The organism is Streptomyces turgidiscabies Car8, assembly GCF_000331005.1.
Classification (GTDB): domain Bacteria; phylum Actinomycetota; class Actinomycetes; order Streptomycetales; family Streptomycetaceae; genus Streptomyces; species Streptomyces turgidiscabies.
The window spans coordinates 1-15,021 of record NZ_AEJB01000543.1; the positions used below are offsets into that span (position 1 = coordinate 1).

Here is a 15,021-nt window from a genome sequence, read left to right on the forward strand (position 1 = left end):
GCGCGAACCAGAAGCCCAGCACCAGCCAGGCCGGCAGCCGCAGCGGCAGGAAGACGAGGAACGGTACGAGGACCCACACCCGGGCCTTCGGATACAGCACCAGGTAGGCGCCCAGGACACCGGCGATGGCCCCGGAGGCGCCGATCAGGGGGTCGCTCGAATCGGAGTTCGCGAGGGCGAACCCGTAGGACGCCGCGTAGCCGCAGGCGACGTAGAAGAGCGCGAAGCGGATGTGCCCCATGCGGTCCTCGATGTTGTTGCCGAAGATCAGCAGGAACAGCATGTTGCCCAGCAGGTGCAGCCAGCCGCCGTGCAGGAACATCGCCGTGAACACGGAGATCCCCGCACTCTCGCCACCCGATCCACCGTGTCTCCCCGTGACACTTCCACGAAAGGACCGCTGTCGCTGTGACCAGCATGTCGTTCACCGATGCGGCACGCACGTGCCTCACCTCCAAGTTCGCCACATTCTCCGGTCGCGCACGGCGCGCGGAGTACTGGTGGTTCTCCTTGCTGTACACGGGCGCCGCCGCCGTGATCGCCGGGGGCAGCTTCGCTGTCGAAGTTCCCTTGCTCAGCGTCTTCCTGCTGCCGTTCATCGTGCCCATGCTGAGCGTCTCGGTCCGCCGGTTGCACGACACCGGCAAGTCCGGGTGGAGAATGTTCATCGCCCTGATTCCGGTCGTCGGGCCCATCCTGTACCTCGTGAGCATGACGGTGGACAGCTCTCCGGGTGCCAACCAGTACGGCCCCTCCCCCAAAGCCCCTGCCCAGCCCGTCGTCTGAGCCGACGACCGTGCAGTCAGGCGATGGTGCTGTCGACGACATAGCCGAAGATGCCCAGGCCGGAGCCGTGTGGTTGGCCTCGTTCGGCGATGACCGGGCGGATGCCGCAGGCCCGGAGCAGGCGGCGCCGGTACCTGTCGTGGTCGTAGCTGCTGTCGGCCAGGAGCGCGTCGGGTCGGTGTCCGGGGCGGCCGACGACGCCGGTCACGGCGGGAACCTTGTCCGGCAGCACCCCACCTCGTCGCCTCGTCCTCGTCCTCGCCGGAGCACACTTCGAACGCGGCGCGCTGGTGGAGCGTGGTGACAAGATCGCCGCATGAACCAGCCCACCATCGACGCGGCGACCTCGGCTTCTCCGACTGGAAGAGTTATCGTCCTCACCGGTCCGCCAGGTGCGGGCAAAAGCACCGTGTCCGGATTGCTGGCCGACCAACTGTCACCCAGCGTCCACCTGCACTGCGACGACTTCTGGGACTTCATCAAGCAAGGTGCGATCGCCCCCTACCTGCCGCAGGCCCACCAGCAGAACACGACCGTCATCGACATCCTGGCCAACACCGCCTTCGGTTATGCCGCTGGCGGCTACCAGGTGATCTGCGACGGCATTGTCGGCCCCTGGTTCATCGACGCGTTCCGAACCGTAGGTGAGACAAGGGAGCTCGAACTGCACTACATCGTCCTACGTCCCGATCAGGACACGACGCTGCACCGGGCGGTCGGCCGCACAGACGAGGCGGCGCTGACCGACCCTGAACCAATCCGCGCGCTGCACCACCAGTTCACCGACATCGCGGCATACGAACGCCACGTACTCGACACGACGCGACTCACCCCGGAAGCCACCACTGGCAGCATCCTGCACGGCCTCGACGAAGGTGCTTTCCAGCTCGAACCAAGGCCCCTCTCGTAACGAGTGAACAGACCGACCCACAACTCTTGACGGTTACTCCCGGCCACGGCCAGGTCATCTGCAGGCGCGACAGCTCGCCGGCACGGTTGAGGCGTGGAACCTCACTACTGGTGGTGAAGTTGTCGGGATCGGCGACAACACGACGGGCGACCTAGGCCGTGTTTTGGAAGTGACCCCGCAGTTCCTCTTCGGGCCGCGATGATCTCGGGGTGGGGCGTGGGGATCTTTCGGATGAGCAGTGGTCGGTGCTGGAGCCGTTGTTGCCGGTCGGGGGACTGGGGCGTCCGGTTCGCAACCGGCGTCTGTTGATCGACGGGGTGCGGTGGCGTGTGCGGACCGGTGTGCCGTGGCGGGATCTGCCGGTCGAGTACGGGCACTGGCAGACGGTCTACGGGCTGTTCAGGCGTTGGCAGCGTGAGGGTGTGTGGGCTGGGATCTTGACTGCTCTGCAGGCCCGGGCCGATGCTGCGGGTCTGATCGTGTGGGAGGTGAACGTCGATTCCACGGTCTGCCGGGCCCATCAGCATGCTGCCGGTGCCCGCCGGGACACGGCCGGGCAGAAGGAACCTGCGGGCGGGACGCGGACCGAGCCGGACGATCACGGGCTGGGCCGCTCGCGCGGCGGATTCTCCACGAAGATCCATCTGGCCTGTGAGCAGGGGGGGGAAGCCGCTGGCGCTGCTGGTCACGGCGGGCCAGCGGGGTGACAGCCCGCAGTTCGAGCGGGTCCTCGAAGCGATCCGGGTGCCCCGCACCGCCGGCGGACGCCCGCGGGTGCGTCCATTGCGGGTACGGGGCGACAAGGCGTATTCCTCGCGAGCCAACCGCGCCTACCTGCGCCGACGCGGGATCAGGTGCACGATCCCCGAGCCGGCCGACCAGATCCGCAACCGCAGGCGCCGAGGCGGCACGGGAGGGCGTCCGCCCGCTTTCGACCGCCAGGACTACAAGGCCCGCCACGCGGTCGAGTGCGGGATCAGCCGCCTCAAACAGCACCGGGCCGTGGCCACCCGATACGACAAGCTCGCCGTCCGCTTCGAGGCGACGGTTCAGATCGCGGCGGTCCAGCAGTGGCTGTGACCTGCCGCCGGCCCATCCGGCCGTGCCATGCTGGCGCCCGAACCGACAGCGCACCATGGGGAGAGTCCAGTGGCCGCCAAGTACTACTGCGCAGACAGCGAAAACGGCGACCACATCGACGACCCGTCCGAGGATGCCCTGTTCGAATTGATCAGCGAACTCAACGACAAGGACAACACGTTCGTCGTCGTCCAGCCCGACCAGGACGACCCAGCCTGGTTTGTGTCCGTCGCTGTCGCTGACGAAGGCGGCTACGAGATCGTCCGACGCGACACCACCCGCCGTGAACACAAGGTCGACACCGATACCAGCATCGACCGGATCGCAGGCGACCTCATCGTCTGGCTGGCCGCCCGCAACTTCCCCGGACGCCCAACCCACCAGACCAGCACCTTCTAAAACACGGCCTAGGCAGCGTCGTAGCCGGAGTCCATCGCGATCCAGGTGTCCGGATCACCCGCCTGCCGCTGCCGGGTGTGGATCAACCTCTCGACGACATCGCGTATACCAGCGCAGCAGGATCTTCTCACCGTCGGCGGTGGTCAGGTGGTGGTCGGTGATCGTCACGCCGGAGGAGTCGACTGGGCCTTACCGACGTTGGCGAGGAGCCCTTCCGGGACGGCACGGCGGGTGGCAACGTTCCCGGCGGGCGGAGGCGTGGTGTCTGCCGTGGCTGCGGCCATCGGCGCGAGAGCTTCGGCGAATTGGGGGTAGAGAGGGAAAGCCATGCCGGTGCTCCTTTGTGTGTGAGCGCGATGCCGTGTTGCAGGTGTGGGGCTTGCAGGCTGGGGCGCCGGAGCGACACCCGGACGCCACACCTCGTGCTCCCAGGCGTCTTCTTGAGGAAGAGGCCCAAGCTGGGCTGCCGTACTACGACCCTGCCGAGGTCCTCGTGCGGGTCAGTGACGGGAACGCCGTGTTCGTCAATTCCTCGGAGACCGCCCACAGACGTCGCGCCGAGGCCGGGTCGCTCGCCGGCTGGGACCTGCCGACCAGGGTCGGGCCGCCACGAACCTCGCCCCGGCCGTCCGGGCCCAGGTACGAGGCGCCGGGCAGGTCCTGGACGGCGGCGTACAGGGTCGGAAGGGCGCCGGACCCGCTGTCCTGGGCGACCATCCGGTTACCGATCCTCATCACGGCCCGCCGCGCGAAGTTGGCGTCGTTGCCCTGAAGGTTGGTGGCGGCCCAGCCGGGATGGGCGGCGAGGGCGCGCACAGGTGAGCCCGCTTCGGTGAGGCGGCGCTGGAGTTCCAGGGTGAACAGCAGGTTGGCCAGCTTGGACTGGCCGTACGCGGCAAGCGGGGCGTACTCACCCCGCAGGTCGAGGTTGTCGAAGTAGATCCGGGCGCCACCCCACTTGTGCGCGGTGGACGCCACGGTGACCACGCGATCGGTGACGTACGGCAGCAGCAGGTTCGTCAGGGCGAAGTGGCCGAGGTGGTTGGTCCCGAACTGCGTCTCGAAGCCGTCCTTCGTGCGCGATTCCGGGATGTTCATCACGCCCGCGTTGTTGATCAGCAGGTCGAGATCACCCTTCCAGTCCGCGGCGAACTCCCGTACCGAAGCGAGGTCCGCGAGGTCGAGCCGTCGTACTTCGAGACTGCCCTTCGCGCCTCGAACGGTCGCGGCGGCGGCCTTGCCGCGCTTCGGGTCGCGTACGGCGAGGACGACGTGTGCTCCGGCGCGTGCCAGCGCGTCGACGGTGGCGATGCCGAGTCCGCTGTTCGCGCCGGTCACGACGGCGGTGCGGCCGGTCTGGTCGGGGATGTCGTTGACGTTCCACTTGGTGGGTGCAGTAGCCATGCCCATAACGTAGGCGCTGCCAACATTGATGTCAATGACAACAATGATGTCAGCGGCCACAATGTAGGCGTCGGCTACGACTTCGCTACAATGACGCCATGCAGACCCGACGTCGCCCTTACCACCACGGAGACCTCCGTGCCGCGCTGCTCGCGCGTGCTGAGGAGACACTCCAGGGAAAGGGGCCGGCCGCCCTGTCGCTGCGCGAGCTCGCTCGCGACCTGGGCGTCAGCCACGCCGCCCCGAGCCGCCACTTCAAGGACAAGCAAGCACTGCTGGACGCTCTGGCACTGACCGGATTCGAACGGCTCACCGAGATCCTCGCGGCGTCCCAGGAAGGGGCCGCCGAGTCGTTTGCCCGGCGGATGCACTCCGCGCTCCACGCCTACGTGGACTTCGCCACGGCCAACGCCGAGCTCCTCGACCTGATGTACTCGATCAAGCACGATCCACAGGCGTCACAAGAGCTGTCCGAGGCCATCCACCGTTGGTCCCAGGAGATCTTCGGACTGATCGCCGAGGGGCAACGCCTGGGCGAGGTACGTGAAGGGCCGCTCGAACGCGTCGCCACGCCGGTCCTCACGACCCTGCACGGCTACGCCGACATGGCAGTAAGCGGACTGCTTCCCCCGGAGACTGCCGAACACGGTTTGAACGACCTGGTCGCCTACATCCTGCGCGGGTGCGCCCCCGATTAGAACCGCACAAGGGGGCCGGGCAGGTGGCGCCCGGTCAGCTGCATTCCCCGTCGCAGCTCGGCATCTGAAGCCCTGCGGCCCAGAGAGTGCCGCACGGCAGCGACAAGACTCCAACGGAGGTCCTCCCGCATCGCCTCATCCTCTGGTTCGACCGCGTCATCACCGCCACCTCCGCCGCCACGGTGCTCGCTCAAGGTCTGCCGCCCGGCCCGCGGTAAGCGCGGTAGGACAGGCGCGCGGAGTCAGACGCGTACCGGCTCCCGGTCCTCGTCGGGATCCGAGGTCGCGCCCTTCGGGCCGGAGACCGTACGAAGTCTCGATCTCGATGCCAGGGTGTTCGCGCAGCCAGGACGCCAACGTTTCAGCCTCGCGGTCGGGCAGGACCGCGACGCGTCTGCCGGTCTCGGCGTCCGTGATGATCGTGGCGTGGTGGTGGCGGCCACGCAGAGCGAAATCGTCCACGCCGATCACCCGCGGAACCGACGACTTCGGCACCGGCCGGCGCTACAGATGGCGCAGGGCGGTGCTGCGGGAATCGGGCACGGTCAGTAGGCCGACGGGGCGGGCAGCCGCATAACTCCCGTGCCATCTGGGATATTTGGCCAGCGAGCCGCCGCACCCACAGGCAGACGACGACTTGGCAGCCATCGCCCGGCACGGCCCTCACCGTCCGGCGGTGAGGGACGTGCACCTTCGACGTTTGCGTTCCACACGCCGGACACGGCACCGCGATTTTACGTGCGCGGGCTGTGACCACCACCGTGTCACCGCGATCCGCCACGTCCTCTACGACCAGCGCGGACAACCCAGAAAACACCGTTGCTACATGGAAGTTGACGCCGGCGGCGACGGCATCGGCCACGCTCTGCACACCGTGGGCGTGGGCGGTGATGGGCAGACCGTGCGTGCTTCCTCGGCCGCCGCCCGCAGTTCCTCCAGGCAGTACTGCGACAGGTGCGGCGCTGACCCGGGCGTCGTCGCACCTCGGCATGCCATGACCTTGGCGCCGCCCGGCCCGGTGGCAGAAGGCAGGAGTCTTCGACCGATTGCACCGGGTTCTACCCTCGGAGCTGAACGCGGCCGACGAACTCGACTGGTCACGTACGTGTATGGACGGCTCCCATCCGCGCAGAAACTCGCGACAGCCGCAGCACGCCGATCAGACATTCGCCGCATCCGTCATAGGGACGTTCGATCACACTTGGGTCCGTACCGCGCATGCTTCTCTCCGTTCGCGCACGCATGGTACGGAGAATTGGCGGCACGCCCCCCGAGTGATTCTGGTCAGCCGAGGAAGCTCAGCCGAACCTGACGGTTGCCATTATCGATGTTGGTGTCCACCAGACACACCGACTGCCAAGTCCCCAGCTCCAGTTGCCCGCCCAGCACCGGCAGCGTGGCGTGCGGCGGTACGAGGGCCGGGAGGACGTGGTCGCGGCCGTGGCCGGGGGTTCCGTGGCGGTGCTGCCAGCGGTCGTCGGCGGGGAGCAGGGTGTGCAGTGCGGCGAGGAGGTCGCTGTCGCTGCCCGCGCCCGTTTCGATGACCGCGACTCCGGCGGTGGCGTGCGGGACGAAGACGTTGAGGAGACCGTCCCGGCCGTCGGCCACCTCCCTCAGGAAGGCCTCGCAGTCGTGGGTGAGGTCGACGACCGCCTCCGCGCTGCCGGAGACGATGTTCAGGACGCGTGTGGTGAAGGCATGGGACATGCACCCCATCATCACCTGTCGGCCGGGGGCCGCCCGGCTCGACTCCCGGCGCTGCTCCCGCTCCTTGACACCAGTGGTCCATTCCGCGAGACACCATTGACCGTGGTCACGTCACCTGGCTACTTTCAGCGGCATGTTGCGTTCAGCCATGCTCACCACGCGCGGTCACATCGACCTGCTGCGGGTGGCCTCCGCCGCGTGTCGCCGCGGCTGCTGACGCCCTTTTCCCCTCTCTTCACGCCCGCCTGGGCACCGCCCCACCCGCACGTCCGGGATCCTTTCTGATCCACTCCGGACGCGGCGGTGCCGAGGCACACCTCCTCCCCGGTCGCTCTCCTCCACGTGGAGCACTCATGAGCATCAGCCATGCCCCGCCCGGCTCCCCCAAGCCGGATATATCGGGTAAATACGGTTCCGCTACGTCCGAACCCGCCCTCACTCACACCGACAGCGGCGTCGGCAGCGACACCGGGCGCGCCCTCCCCGACCTCGAACCCATCGTCCCGAGCTCCACGCGCCGTACCCGCGTCCCCCGCTGGCTGCGCCGCACCTCGGGTCCGCTCCTGCTTCTGGCGCTCTGGCAAGTCCTCAGCAGTACCGGTGCGTTGACCGCCGACGTCCTCGCCTCGCCGGAGCGGATCGCCGAGGTCGGCAGGGATCTGATCGCCGACGGTTCCCTGGGCAACGCGATGGGCACGTCACTCCAGCGGGTCGCCCTCGGGCTGCTCCTCGGCACGGTCATCGGCACCGGACTCGCCCTCGTCTCGGGCCTGTTCCGGGTCGGCGAGGATCTGGTCGACGCGCCTGTCCAGATGCTGCGGACCGTGCCGTTCGTCGGTCTGATCCCGCTCTTCATCATCTGGTTCGGCATCGGCGAGGCCCCGAAGATCGCGATCATCACACTCGGTGTGACCTTCCCGCTCTATCTCAACGTCTACGCCGGGATCCGCGGCGTGGACGCCCAGTTGATCGAGGCCGGGGAGTCGCTCGGACTGTCCCGGTGGGGACTGGTCCGGCAGGTCGTCCTGCCGGGCGCGCTGCCCGGGGCGATGACCGGGCTGCGCTACTCGCTCGGCATCGCCTGGCTGGCCCTCGTCTTCGCCGAGCAGATAAACGCGGACGCCGGCATCGGCTTCCTCATGGTGCAGGCGCGGGACTTCCTGCGGACCGACGTGATCGTGGTCTGCCTCATCGTCTACGCGTTCCTCGGCCTGCTGGCCGACTTCGTCGTCCGCTCCCTCGAAAGGCTGCTGCTGCAATGGCGACCCACGTTCACCGGACGATGACCTCGCCGGCCGTCCGCGTCGACGGACTGACCCGGTCCTTCGACGGCCGCGCCGTCATCGACAACCTGCGACTCGACGTCCGGCCGGGTGAGTTCGTGGCCCTGCTCGGCCGGAGCGGCTGCGGCAAGTCCACACTGCTGCGCATCCTCGCCGGTCTCGACCGCGACATCTCGGGCACCGTCCTCGTACCGCGCCGCAAGGCCGTCGCCTTCCAGGCACCCCGGCTGATGCCGTGGAAGAAAGTGTGGCGCAACGTCCTGCTCGGGCTGCCCGGCAAGCCCGGCCGTGAGGTCGCCGAGCAGGCGCTCACCGAGGTAGGGCTCAGCCACCGTTCCGAAGCGTGGCCCAAGACGCTGTCCGGGGGCGAGGCCCAACGCGCTTCGCTGGCACGGGCATTGGTCCGCGAGCCCGATCTCCTGCTGCTCGACGAGCCGTTCGGCGCGTTGGACGCGCTCACCCGTATCAAGGCACAGCGGCTGGTCGGCGAACTCTGGCAACGCAGGGGCTGCGCCGTCCTGTTGGTGACGCACGACGTCGAGGAGGCGGTGCTGCTCGCCGACCGCGTCCTCGTGATGGACGAGGGCGTGATCGCGTACGAGACGACGGTCGATCTGGACCGTCCGCGCGACATCACCGACCCGCGATTCGCCGAACTGCGCGCCCGGCTCCTGGAACGCCTGGGCGTCGACACCGCGACCGCAGCCGCCTGAATCCTCGCGCCCCCTCCCCCTCCCCCTCCCCCTGTTCACCTTCCTCCGCCGCACAGAAACGATCGGAACGAACAACCATGCGACGACACCTCGTCCCCGCCGCGCTGCTCCTCCCCCTCGCTCTTCTCGCCTCGGCCTGCGGCGGGAGTTCGGCCGCCTCCTCCATCGGTGCCGGCAGCGGTACGGACGGCAAGGGGTCCCTCACGCTCAACGTCGGTGACCAGAAGGGCGGTTCGGAGGCCGTGCTGCGGGCCGCCGGGGAACTCAAGAACCTGAACTACAGGATCAAGTGGTCCACCTTCACCTCGGGACCGCCCCTCCTCGAGGCCGTCAACGCCAAGGCCGTCGACATCGGCAGCGTCGGCAACACCCCGCCGGTCTTCGCGGCCGGAGCCGGTTCCCACATCACCGTGGTGGGCGCCCTGCGGGGCGGCTCCCAGGGTGAGGCCATCCTCGTTCCCGAGAACTCGAAGCTGAGAAAAGCCACCGACCTCAAGGGCAAGTCCGTTGCCGTGGCGCAGGGTTCGTCCGCGCACTACCAGCTGATCGCCTCCCTCAAGCAGGCCGGACTCACCCTGGACGACATCAAGGTCAAGTACCTCCAGCCGGCCGACGCGCTGGCCGCGTACACCAGCGGCAGCGTCGACGCGTGGGCGGTGTGGGACCCGTACACCTCGCAGATCCTCAAGGGCGGGCAGGGACGTGTCCTGGCCGACGGCGAGGGGGTGGTCAACGGGCTCAACTTCCAGGTGGCGGCGCCCTCCGCGCTGGGGGACAGCAAGAAGGCGGCTGCCATCAAGGACTTCGTGGAGCGGCTGCGGCGTGCCCAGGACTGGGTGTACGCGCACCCCGACGCGTGGGCCAAGGTGTGGGCGAAGGACACCGGGCTGCCGTACGACGTGGCGCTCGCGTCGGTGAACCGGTCCAACGCGACCCGTATCCCGGTGGCGATCGACGACGCGCTCGTCGCCTCCGAGCAGCGCATCGCCGACACGTTCACGGGCCTCAAGCTCATTCCGAACAAGGTCGACTTCGCGAAGTACGTGGACCGGCGCTTCAACGACGACCTGCCTCCGTCCACCACCGCGCCTCGGCCCAGCAAGGAGTCCTGACCGCGCGACGATCATCCGTCCGACCGGGGTCGGGAAGATCCTCGCCCCTCCCCCGGTTGGTAGAAGCGTGAACAACACCGGGATTCGTGACGGCGTACGAGAAGTCGATGTCGTCGTCATAGGCGCCGGCCAGGCCGGTCTGTCCAGCGCCTATCACCTGCAGCGCACCGGTTTCGTGCCGGAGCGTGACTTCGTGGTGCTCGATCATGCCCCGCGTCCCGGTGGCGCCTGGCAGTTCCGCTGGCCCTCGCTCACCTACGGCAAGGTGCACGGGATGCACGCGCTGCCCGGCATGGAACTGACGGACGCCGATCCGGCGCGGCCGTCCGCGCAGGTTATCGGCGAGTACTTCGACACGTACGAACGCAGGTTCGGTCTGCGGGTACGCCGGCCGGTGGAGGTACGGGCGGTGCGCGGGGGCGGCGACGGGCGGCTGCTCGTCGAGACCTCGGACGGCGACTGGTCCGCGCGGGCGCTGATCAATGCCACCGGCACCTGGGACCGGCCGTTCTGGCCACGCTATCCGGGCCAGGAGACGTTCCGGGGACGGCAGCTGCACACCGCGCAGTACCCCGGGCCCGAGGAGTTCGCGGGGCAGCGGGTGGTCGTCGTGGGCGGTGGCGCGTCCGGTACCCAGCATCTGATGGAGATCGCTCCGTACGCCGCCGCGACCACGTGGGTGACCCGGCGTCCGCCGGTCTTCCGCGAAGGGCCCTTCACCGAGGAGTTCGGACGGGAGGCCGTCGCCCTCGTCGAGGAGCGGGTACGCCAGGGGTTGCCGCCGAGGAGCGTCGTGTCGGTCACCGGACTGCCCCTGAACGACGCGATCCGGCAGGCACTCACCGACGGCGTCCTCGACCGGCGGCCCATGTTCGACCGGATCACCCCGGACGGGGTCGAGTGGGCCGACGGAGAGCGCGTCGATGCTGACGTGATCCTCTGGGCGACCGGATTCCGGGCCGCGATCGACCATCTGGCGCCGCTCAGGCTGCGTGAGCCCGGCGGCGGTATCCGTGTCGAGGGGACGCGCGCGGTCGCCGATCCACGCGTCCATCTCGTCGGCTACGGCCCCTCGGCGAGCACGATCGGCGCCAACCGGGCGGGCCGGGCGGCCGTACGGGACATCAGGCGGATGCTCGACCAGGAGCCCGCCGCTGTCTGACGTCCCGTACGGCTACATGGCCCGCCGGATCACTTGGCGGGCTGTCCGCTCTGTTGCCCCTGCGCCGGGCTCTGCTGGTCCTTCTGGCCGTTCTGGTTCTTCTGGTTCTTCTGGTTCTGGTTGAACTCGGCCACGTTGCGCTGGTGTTCGGTGTAGTCGGCCGTGAAGCGGGTGTCACCGGGCTTGACGGTGACGAAGTACAGCCAGTCGCCCGGAGCCGGGTTGATGGCGGCGCGCATCGCCTCCTCGCCGGGGTTGGCGATCGGTGTGGGAGGCAGACCCATGCGCTGATAGGAGTTGTACGGGCTGTTCAGCCGGGTGTCGTTCACCGTCGTCCTGAGCGTGGACCTGTTCAGCGCGTAGTTGATCGTGGAGTCCATCTGGAGCGGCATCCCGCGTTCGAGCCGGTTGAAGACGACCCTGGCCACCTTCCCCATGTCCTGCTTGGTGGCGGCCTCGGCCTGGACGATGCTCGCGATGGTGACGGCCTGGTAGACGTTCATGGCGTTGCGCTGCGCGCCGGCGGTGACGGGCGGACCGCCGAACCTCTGGTTGGCGGTGTCGACCATGGCCGACAGCAGGGATTCCGGGGTGGCCTTCTCCTTCAGCGGATAGGTCGCCGGGAAGAGATAGCCCTCGGGGTTGCCCTCGGCGTCGGTCGGGAGTTTCAGCCGGGCCTTGCCGAGCGACTTCTTCGCGCTTCCGGCCGGCAGGGCGAGAGCCTTGTCGACCGCCTCGTACACCTGCATGGAGCGCCAGCCCTCCGGGATGAGGAGGGAGGTCGGCCGGGGGTCCCCTTCGCTGTCGACGCTCAGCAGCGGCACCGCCACGGCGGTGGCCGCGACGACGGCTCCGGTCGCGATGAGAAGGGCCCGGCCACGGCGCGTCAGGCGAATCGTGCTCCGTGACGGAGTGTTCATCTGCATGCGGGCACGGTAACCCGCAAAAGGTTACAAACCAGGCATATCTTCACCTTGTCCGACTGCTCATGTCACCCGGTCGGCTCCAGCCGGGCATCCCGGCGCACGAGCGCCGCGTACCGCCCGTCGCGCCGCAGCAGCTCCTCGTGCGTACCCCGTTCGACCGCGTGCCCGGAGTCCAGGACCACGATCTGGTCGGCGCCCCGGATGGTGGACAGCCGGTGGGCGATGGTGAGCGTGGTGCGGTTGGCCGACAGGGCGTCGATGGCCTCCTGGACCGCGCGTTCGGTGCGGGTGTCCAGGGCACTCGTCGCCTCGTCCAGGATGAGGACGGGCGGGTCGCGCAGGATCGTACGGGCGATGGCGAGGCGCTGTTTCTCGCCGCCGGAGAAACGGTGGCCGCGCTCGCCGACGACCGTGTCGTACCCGTCGGGCAGGGACGAGATGTGGTCGTGGATCTGGGCCGCCCGCGCCGCCGCGTGCAGTTCCTCGTCGGTGGCGTCCGGTTTGGCGAAGCGCAGGTTGTCGGCGACCGTGGCGTGGAAGAGGTACGTCTCCTGGGAGACGACGCCCACCGCGCGGGCGAGCGTGTCGAAGTCGAGGTCGCGGACGTCGACGCCGTCGAGGGTGACCCGGCCGCCCGTCACGTCGTACAGCCGGGGCACGAGGTGGCCCAGCGTGGACTTGCCGGCGCCGGTCGGGCCGACGATCGCCAGGCTGCCGCCGGCCGGGACGGTGATGTCGACGCCGTCGAGGATCGGTCGGCTCTTGTCGTCGTAGCGGAACTCGACGTCCTCCAGCCGGACTTCGCCCTTGACCGTGTCGAGGTGGACCGGATTCTCCGGTTCGGTGATGTCGATGGGCAGGTCGAGGTACTCGAAGATGCGCTGGAAGAGCGCCAGCGAGGCCTGGAGCTGGACGCCGGTGCTGAGCAGACTGACGGCGGGCCGGAACAGTCCCTGCTGGAGCGAGACGAAGGCGACGAGCGTGCCGATCGAGACGGACGGGCCGCCGAACTGGAGGGCGAGACCCGCGGTCCAGTAGATGACGGCGGGCATGGCGGACATGACGATGCCGATGACGGCCATCCGCCAGCGGCCGGCCATGCTGGAGCGCACTTCGAGGTCGACCAGGCCCTCGGACTCGTCGGCGAAGGAACGGGTGAGCGAGTCGGAGCGGCCCATCGTGCGGCCGAGCAGGATGCCGCTGACGGACAGCGACTCGGTGACCGTGGCGGCCATCGCGGCCATCTGCTTCTGGCGCTGGGTGGTGATCCGCTTGCGTTCGTTGCCGACGCGGCGGCTGATCCAGACGAACACCGGCAGCAGGAGCAGCGAGACGGCGGTCAGTCGCCAGTCGAGGGCGATCATCGCGACGATGGTGGCGACGACGCTGGTGAAGTTGGAGACCAGGGAGGTCGCGGTGGAGGTGACGGTGGCCTGCATACCGCCGATGTCGTTGGCGATGCGGGACTGCACCTCGCCCGTGCGGGTGCGGGTGAAGAAGGCGAGCGACATGTTCTGCAGACGGCCGTAGACGGCTGTGCGCAGGTCGTGCATGACGCGCTGGCCCACGGTCGTGGAGATCAGCGTCTGCAGCACACCGAGGACACCGCCGAGGACGGCGCTGAGGATCATGCCGAGGGCGAGCAGACTGAGCAGTCCGGTGCGGCCTTCGGGGATCGCGACGTCGAGGGTCTCCTTCAGGAGGAAGGGGGTCGCGACGGACACGAGTGACGCTGCGGCCACCAACAGGCCGACCACGGCGAGCCGGCCGCGGTAGGGGCGGAAGAGTTTCAGGATGCGGCGGACCTGGCGCGGCTGCTCCACCGAGTCGGCGGAGGGGGTCCAGGTGGATTGTTCGGGTTTCATGGGCTCCTTCGGGAGAACCGGTGATGACGACGACTGGCGGAGCTTAGCTCATTGTTACCTATACTCACAATGAACTGCATCCTGATATTGTTCCCGTATGAGTTCCCCCGACGCCGACGGTCCGCTCGCCGACCAGTTGCTGAGTCTGACCCGCCGTCTGCACCGCAGCCACAAGCAGCAGCTGGAACAGCGCGGAGTCGGCATCACCCCGGCCCAGTCCCGGCTGCTGCGCACCCTCTCGCACCACCTCCAGCACCATGGCTCCCCGCCCCGGATGGCCGATCTGGCGGAGCGCCTGGAGGTCGTGCCCCGGGCGGTGACGACGCTGGTCGACGCGCTGGAGGCGAGCGGCAAGGTGCGCCGGGTACCCGATCTCGACAACCGCCGGGTCATCCGGATCGAACTCACGGACGACGGACACAAGGCGCTGAGCGAGTTGCGCGGAGCGCGCAGGGCGGCGGCGGAGGAGATTCTGGCGCCGCTGACAGACGAACAGCGGACGGTGCTGGGCGGACTGCTGGACACGCTGATGGACGGGGTCGGCGCGCCGCCCGAGCGCCGCTGCTGAATGGAAACGGGCACCTTCTCAGTCCGTCCACCCTGCCCGGGAGAGTCACCTGTGACCGTAGCGATCGCCCCGTCCGAAACGTCCGAGTCGCCCGAACCTTCCGAGACACCCGAGATGCCTTCCGTGGCCGAGGAGTTCGCCGGGTCCGAGTGGTCCGAGCCGTCCGCGGAACCCGGCGACGCCGACGGCGCCACCGACGAGGCCTCCGTCGACCCCGCCGACGTGTCCCCCCTCGTGGCGCGCGACGCGCAGGAGTTCGGGGCCTACGCACGGACGGGAGGCTGGGCCTTCGGGCTGAAGGTGGCGCGGAGCGTACGGCCCGGCGGTCAGCCGCCGGTGAGACGCCGAAGGTCTCCGCCAAGGAGTTCGCCGCTCTCGCCGACTGCTCGCCCGAGCGGGTCATGCGCT

Annotated in this window: 18 protein-coding genes and 2 pseudogenes; 12 read left to right on the forward strand and 8 right to left on the reverse strand. The window is 68.7% G+C overall.

What is annotated here, in order from left to right:
• Positions 1–352, reverse strand: a pseudogene (locus STRTUCAR8_RS39385) (rhomboid family intramembrane serine protease); the annotation flags it as partial.
• A 65-nt stretch (positions 353–417) separates the two neighbouring features.
• On the opposite strand from STRTUCAR8_RS39385, the gene STRTUCAR8_RS49050 reads away from it, so the two are divergent.
• Entirely contained in the window at positions 418–786 is a 369-nt protein-coding gene (locus STRTUCAR8_RS49050) for a DUF805 domain-containing protein (protein ID WP_063748547.1), read from the forward strand.
• A 16-nt stretch (positions 787–802) separates the two neighbouring features.
• Here the strand turns inward: STRTUCAR8_RS49050 and STRTUCAR8_RS39390 are convergent, their stop codons facing one another.
• Positions 803–994 (reverse strand): hypothetical protein, encoded by a 192-nt coding sequence (locus tag STRTUCAR8_RS39390; RefSeq protein ID WP_143666624.1) that lies wholly within the window; start codon positions 992–994, stop codon positions 803–805.
• Positions 995–1,102: 108 nt separating this feature from the next.
• Between STRTUCAR8_RS39390 and STRTUCAR8_RS39395 the strand changes: the two genes are divergently transcribed.
• The 3 genes from STRTUCAR8_RS39395 (at position 1,103) to STRTUCAR8_RS39405 (ending at position 3,175) form a co-directional block, all read left to right on the forward strand.
• The gene (locus tag STRTUCAR8_RS39395; RefSeq protein WP_006381966.1) at positions 1,103–1,696 is read left to right on the forward strand and encodes an AAA family ATPase; all 594 of its coding nucleotides are present in this window, start codon (positions 1,103–1,105) and stop codon (positions 1,694–1,696) included.
• Between the two features lie 209 nt (positions 1,697–1,905).
• A protein-coding gene (locus STRTUCAR8_RS39400; protein WP_241784718.1) for an IS5 family transposase occupies positions 1,906–2,776 on the forward strand; the annotation gives its coding sequence in 2 pieces (ribosomal slippage) (positions 1,906–2,352 and positions 2,354–2,776; 870 coding nt in all).
• Between the two features lie 27 nt (positions 2,777–2,803).
• A complete protein-coding gene (locus STRTUCAR8_RS39405; protein WP_078507127.1) occupies positions 2,804–3,175 on the forward strand; it encodes a hypothetical protein in 372 nt (123 codons plus the stop codon).
• Positions 3,176–3,339: 164 nt separating this feature from the next.
• On the opposite strand, the gene STRTUCAR8_RS52990 is transcribed toward STRTUCAR8_RS39405, so the two are convergent.
• Positions 3,340–3,504, reverse strand: coding sequence for a hypothetical protein (locus tag STRTUCAR8_RS52990; protein ID WP_006381973.1), 165 nt, complete (start codon positions 3,502–3,504; stop codon positions 3,340–3,342).
• A gap of 142 nt (positions 3,505–3,646) precedes the next feature.
• The gene (locus tag STRTUCAR8_RS39410) at positions 3,647–4,579 is read right to left on the reverse strand and encodes an oxidoreductase (protein WP_044473672.1); all 933 of its coding nucleotides are present in this window, start codon (positions 4,577–4,579) and stop codon (positions 3,647–3,649) included.
• A 98-nt stretch (positions 4,580–4,677) separates the two neighbouring features.
• Here STRTUCAR8_RS39410 and STRTUCAR8_RS39415 point away from each other — a divergent pair, with 98 nt between their 5' ends.
• On the forward strand, positions 4,678–5,277 hold the full coding sequence (locus STRTUCAR8_RS39415; RefSeq protein ID WP_006381958.1) for a TetR/AcrR family transcriptional regulator: 600 nt from the start codon (positions 4,678–4,680) through the stop codon (positions 5,275–5,277).
• A 159-nt stretch (positions 5,278–5,436) separates the two neighbouring features.
• Here the strand turns inward: STRTUCAR8_RS39415 and STRTUCAR8_RS52995 are convergent, their stop codons facing one another.
• Together STRTUCAR8_RS52995 and STRTUCAR8_RS39420 are read right to left on the reverse strand one after the other, a co-directional pair.
• Positions 5,437–5,772: a transposase gene (locus tag STRTUCAR8_RS52995; protein ID WP_107117877.1), complete on the reverse strand. Its 336-nt coding sequence runs from the start codon at positions 5,770–5,772 to the stop codon at positions 5,437–5,439.
• Between the two features lie 789 nt (positions 5,773–6,561).
• Positions 6,562–6,984 carry a YjbQ family protein gene (locus tag STRTUCAR8_RS39420; protein ID WP_006381974.1) on the reverse strand — a complete coding sequence of 141 codons (423 nt, stop codon included), beginning with the start codon at positions 6,982–6,984 and terminating at the stop codon, positions 6,562–6,564.
• Positions 6,985–7,132: 148 nt separating this feature from the next.
• Here STRTUCAR8_RS39420 and STRTUCAR8_RS55915 point away from each other — a divergent pair, with 148 nt between their 5' ends.
• From STRTUCAR8_RS55915 to STRTUCAR8_RS39440, 5 genes are all read left to right on the forward strand, one after another.
• A complete protein-coding gene (locus STRTUCAR8_RS55915) occupies positions 7,133–7,201 on the forward strand; it encodes a putative leader peptide (protein WP_351286961.1) in 69 nt (22 codons plus the stop codon).
• A 136-nt stretch (positions 7,202–7,337) separates the two neighbouring features.
• Positions 7,338–8,270 (forward strand): ABC transporter permease, encoded by a 933-nt coding sequence (locus STRTUCAR8_RS39425; protein ID WP_006381969.1) that lies wholly within the window; start codon positions 7,338–7,340, stop codon positions 8,268–8,270.
• Positions 8,243–8,980, forward strand: a complete 738-nt coding sequence (locus STRTUCAR8_RS39430; RefSeq protein WP_006381957.1) for an ABC transporter ATP-binding protein — start codon at positions 8,243–8,245, stop codon at positions 8,978–8,980. Before STRTUCAR8_RS39425 ends, STRTUCAR8_RS39430 begins: the two co-directional genes overlap by 28 nt.
• Positions 8,981–9,057: 77 nt before the next feature.
• On the forward strand, positions 9,058–10,092 hold the full coding sequence (locus STRTUCAR8_RS39435) for an ABC transporter substrate-binding protein (protein WP_006381970.1): 1,035 nt from the start codon (positions 9,058–9,060) through the stop codon (positions 10,090–10,092).
• Positions 10,093–10,159: 67 nt separating this feature from the next.
• Complete coding sequence (locus tag STRTUCAR8_RS39440) at positions 10,160–11,254, forward strand: NAD(P)-binding domain-containing protein (RefSeq protein ID WP_006381965.1); 1,095 nt, start codon at positions 10,160–10,162, stop codon at positions 11,252–11,254.
• A 29-nt stretch (positions 11,255–11,283) separates the two neighbouring features.
• Here STRTUCAR8_RS39440 and mltG read toward each other — a convergent pair whose 3' ends face one another.
• Together mltG and STRTUCAR8_RS39450 are read right to left on the reverse strand one after the other, a co-directional pair.
• The gene (mltG, locus tag STRTUCAR8_RS39445; protein WP_006381961.1) at positions 11,284–12,180 is read right to left on the reverse strand and encodes an endolytic transglycosylase MltG; all 897 of its coding nucleotides are present in this window, start codon (positions 12,178–12,180) and stop codon (positions 11,284–11,286) included.
• A gap of 65 nt (positions 12,181–12,245) precedes the next feature.
• Positions 12,246–14,045, reverse strand: a complete 1,800-nt coding sequence (locus STRTUCAR8_RS39450) for an ABC transporter ATP-binding protein (protein WP_006381960.1) — start codon at positions 14,043–14,045, stop codon at positions 12,246–12,248.
• A 97-nt stretch (positions 14,046–14,142) separates the two neighbouring features.
• Here STRTUCAR8_RS39450 and STRTUCAR8_RS39455 point away from each other — a divergent pair, with 97 nt between their 5' ends.
• Both STRTUCAR8_RS39455 and STRTUCAR8_RS53750 read left to right on the forward strand, forming a co-directional pair.
• Positions 14,143–14,613 carry a MarR family winged helix-turn-helix transcriptional regulator gene (locus STRTUCAR8_RS39455; RefSeq protein WP_006381959.1) on the forward strand — a complete coding sequence of 157 codons (471 nt, stop codon included), beginning with the start codon at positions 14,143–14,145 and terminating at the stop codon, positions 14,611–14,613.
• Between the two features lie 51 nt (positions 14,614–14,664).
• A pseudogene (locus STRTUCAR8_RS53750) lies at positions 14,665–15,021 on the forward strand (hypothetical protein); the annotation flags it as partial.

Excerpts from the sequence above, each read along its gene's own strand:
- STRTUCAR8_RS39435 (WP_006381970.1), top strand. The coding sequence starts at position 9,058 with ATGCGACGACACCTCGTCCCCGCCGCGCTGCTCCTCCCCCTCGCTCTT.
- mltG (WP_006381961.1), bottom strand. The coding sequence starts at position 12,180 with ATGCAGATGAACACTCCGTCACGGAGCACGATTCGCCTGACGCGCCGT.
- STRTUCAR8_RS39420 (WP_006381974.1), bottom strand. The coding sequence starts at position 6,984 with ATGTCCCATGCCTTCACCACACGCGTCCTGAACATCGTCTCCGGCAGC.
- STRTUCAR8_RS52990 (WP_006381973.1), bottom strand. The coding sequence starts at position 3,504 with ATGGCTTTCCCTCTCTACCCCCAATTCGCCGAAGCTCTCGCGCCGATG.
- STRTUCAR8_RS39410 (WP_044473672.1), bottom strand. The coding sequence starts at position 4,579 with ATGGCTACTGCACCCACCAAGTGGAACGTCAACGACATCCCCGACCAG.
- STRTUCAR8_RS39430 (WP_006381957.1), top strand. The coding sequence starts at position 8,243 with ATGGCGACCCACGTTCACCGGACGATGACCTCGCCGGCCGTCCGCGTC.
- STRTUCAR8_RS39455 (WP_006381959.1), top strand. The coding sequence starts at position 14,143 with ATGAGTTCCCCCGACGCCGACGGTCCGCTCGCCGACCAGTTGCTGAGT.
- STRTUCAR8_RS39450 (WP_006381960.1), bottom strand. The coding sequence starts at position 14,045 with ATGAAACCCGAACAATCCACCTGGACCCCCTCCGCCGACTCGGTGGAG.
- STRTUCAR8_RS49050 (WP_063748547.1), top strand. The coding sequence starts at position 418 with ATGTCGTTCACCGATGCGGCACGCACGTGCCTCACCTCCAAGTTCGCC.
- STRTUCAR8_RS39415 (WP_006381958.1), top strand. The coding sequence starts at position 4,678 with ATGCAGACCCGACGTCGCCCTTACCACCACGGAGACCTCCGTGCCGCG.
- STRTUCAR8_RS39395 (WP_006381966.1), top strand. The coding sequence starts at position 1,103 with ATGAACCAGCCCACCATCGACGCGGCGACCTCGGCTTCTCCGACTGGA.
- STRTUCAR8_RS39425 (WP_006381969.1), top strand. The coding sequence starts at position 7,338 with ATGAGCATCAGCCATGCCCCGCCCGGCTCCCCCAAGCCGGATATATCG.
- STRTUCAR8_RS39405 (WP_078507127.1), top strand. The coding sequence starts at position 2,804 with ATGCTGGCGCCCGAACCGACAGCGCACCATGGGGAGAGTCCAGTGGCC.